Annotated in this window: 4 protein-coding genes; 1 reads left to right on the top strand and 3 read right to left on the bottom strand. The window is 35.6% G+C overall.

Annotated features, from left to right (window positions below; all coding sequences use genetic code 11):
• Positions 1-209: 209 nt before the first annotated feature.
• Both DWA31_RS10380 and DWA31_RS10375 read right to left on the bottom strand, forming a co-directional pair.
• Entirely contained in the window at positions 210-500 is a 291-nt protein-coding gene (locus DWA31_RS10380) for a type II toxin-antitoxin system RelE/ParE family toxin (RefSeq protein WP_168427330.1), read from the bottom strand.
• A complete protein-coding gene (locus tag DWA31_RS10375) occupies positions 487-759 on the bottom strand; it encodes a type II toxin-antitoxin system ParD family antitoxin (RefSeq protein ID WP_114326521.1) in 273 nt (90 codons plus the stop codon). The genes DWA31_RS10380 and DWA31_RS10375 overlap by 14 nt, the downstream gene beginning before the upstream one ends.
• A gap of 276 nt (positions 760-1035) precedes the next feature.
• On the opposite strand from DWA31_RS10375, the gene DWA31_RS10370 reads away from it, so the two are divergent.
• Positions 1036-1170 carry a YMGG-like glycine zipper-containing protein gene (locus DWA31_RS10370; protein ID WP_114326520.1) on the top strand — a complete coding sequence of 45 codons (135 nt, stop codon included), beginning with the start codon at positions 1036-1038 and terminating at the stop codon, positions 1168-1170.
• Positions 1171-1393: 223 nt separating this feature from the next.
• On the opposite strand, the gene DWA31_RS10365 is transcribed toward DWA31_RS10370, so the two are convergent.
• Positions 1394-1816 (bottom strand): hypothetical protein, encoded by a 423-nt coding sequence (locus tag DWA31_RS10365; protein ID WP_210725583.1) that lies wholly within the window; start codon positions 1814-1816, stop codon positions 1394-1396.
• Positions 1817-2002: the final 186 nt, after the last annotated feature.

Here is a 2002-nt window from a genome sequence, read left to right as displayed (position 1 = left end):
TTATTTGATTTTTTATTACTCAAAATCCCTATTGAGTGAGATGATTTTAAAGGATGGTTTTTTTTGGGGAAAGATCGGTTTATCGTTAAATTCGGCAAATAGTGGCGCTTTTAGGGCGGTGTTTACACATGTCATAGTTTGGATTTAAACGTAAGTTATTAGCTTTGCAAACTCACAGAAAAGTCTCAGAAAGTTTTTTCTTATAATAATTAGAAATGCTTTGAGAGATCCATGCGTTGATGGAGAATACGAGCAACATCAATACCATTGTCACTGACTTGATAAAACACAATATGTTTTTCTACAGGAAAGCTTCTAGCACCATTATAAACATCACTTCTTTCCCTACCGAAGTCCGGGTATTGAGCTAGTTTCAATAAGGCTGAGTCTATGGTTTGAGAATACACCTTTGCCTGTGCGCTTCCCCAAGATTCAATTGTTGTTGAAATTATTTTGAATAAATCCTCTTCAGCTAAAGGGGATAAATTATAACTTGGCATTTGAATTTTTACTTGCAGCTGAAGAAGCTTGTTCAAAAATATCCATAACATTATGATTTGAAACTTCACCTGCAGCTAACTGTTCAAACCCCTTGGAAACTTCTTCTCTAAGTATTTCTAGTTGTTGATTTTTGTTGGCATCTTTTTCAAATAATAGTCGAAGCCCATCACGTATCACTTCACTTGCTGATGTATATAAACCATCCGAAACTTTTTCAGTAATACGACGTTCAAATTCTTTACCTAAAGTAATATTCATATTAGTCACCTTAATCATCCTATAGTCATATTATGCGCACATTATGCATACAATACAAATTCGTTTTAATCATTTGAAAAATAACACGCCCAAACGTCCAACATGCCCTTTTATGGACAGGGACTAGCAAAAGTAAATAGTCCATTAAAACTCAGTGGTCATTACACCACTAAATTTAAGGTGTAATGACTTACTTACCTCAAGCACACTTCTCTGACAGTCGTATTAAATATTCGGTTGTCTGTATGAACTACAAAAACTAAGGAAAATAATTGAATGAGTAACAACACTTCAGATAGCGCTATGAAAGGAGCAACGACTGGTGCATTGATAGGCGCACGATTTGGTCCACAAGGCATAGTCATTGGTGCCGCCATTGGGGGGATTGTTGGCTTTATCTTAGATGATTAATTAAATATAAAATGCAGGCTAACTTTAATTGTTAGCCAATTCTTGCAGATGGGCGTTTGGACATGTGTTTTATCAACATTTACATTATTTATTTTTTTCGCCTTGCGACCATTGTTCACTTGTGACACTTTGAAAAAGATCTACTAATGGTAAAAAATACCGCTGCGGTCATTAGTTATAACTGAGAAAAAATAGATTCAGATAAGCTCTTGTTAGCTCTCATTTAGTACAACTTTGACATACCTGAAGCTTTTTTAGAAATTCCACTTGCTTCTGCTTCTTCCTCACCTGAACTTATAATGTCATCTAGGAGTTGGCTAAATTGCTGAGGTGGTCGCTGTAATTGCATTCCAAAATAAGTACCACTAAAATTTAGAGTCTCTTGACTGACATTATTGCCATGTCCGACTAATCTAGCAGTGCCACTTCCTAAAACATACCAGCCAAAGCTAGAAGCTAGTTGACTTAATACATACAACCCAAACCCTGAATTATCATAAGTATTTTGAGCCTGATTTATATTGCTCGTACTCGAAATACCAGGTTTTATAGCCATAGATAATGCTTCATTATCGCTAGGTATACGGTGAGATCTTTTTAAGGAATTAGCTATACCGACACCTTCATCTATTACTGCAATTTCCACTTTACCATTCCACCAACGTTGACCACAGACATAACATTCTGTTGCTTCAGAATGTTCAAATCCCCCTGTGTCAGGATTGTTGTCGCCTCAATTAATTTAGTAAATAAACAGGGAGCGGTAAGTTAACAACAGTGTACTATCAAAGGCATTCAAGCCAATTTAAAGAAGCAATATTAAATAAACTAA

The sequence above is a fragment of the Candidatus Colwellia aromaticivorans genome (assembly GCF_003333305.1).
GTDB lineage: Bacteria > Pseudomonadota > Gammaproteobacteria > Enterobacterales > Alteromonadaceae > Colwellia > Colwellia aromaticivorans.
Note: the sequence above shows the minus strand (reverse complement) of the source record. Positions and strands in the feature narration are given on the sequence as shown.

Excerpts from the sequence above, each read along its gene's own strand:
- DWA31_RS10380 (WP_168427330.1), bottom strand. The coding sequence starts at position 500 with ATGCCAAGTTATAATTTATCCCCTTTAGCTGAAGAGGATTTATTCAAA.
- DWA31_RS10375 (WP_114326521.1), bottom strand. The coding sequence starts at position 759 with ATGAATATTACTTTAGGTAAAGAATTTGAACGTCGTATTACTGAAAAA.
- DWA31_RS10370 (WP_114326520.1), top strand. The coding sequence starts at position 1,036 with ATGAGTAACAACACTTCAGATAGCGCTATGAAAGGAGCAACGACTGGT.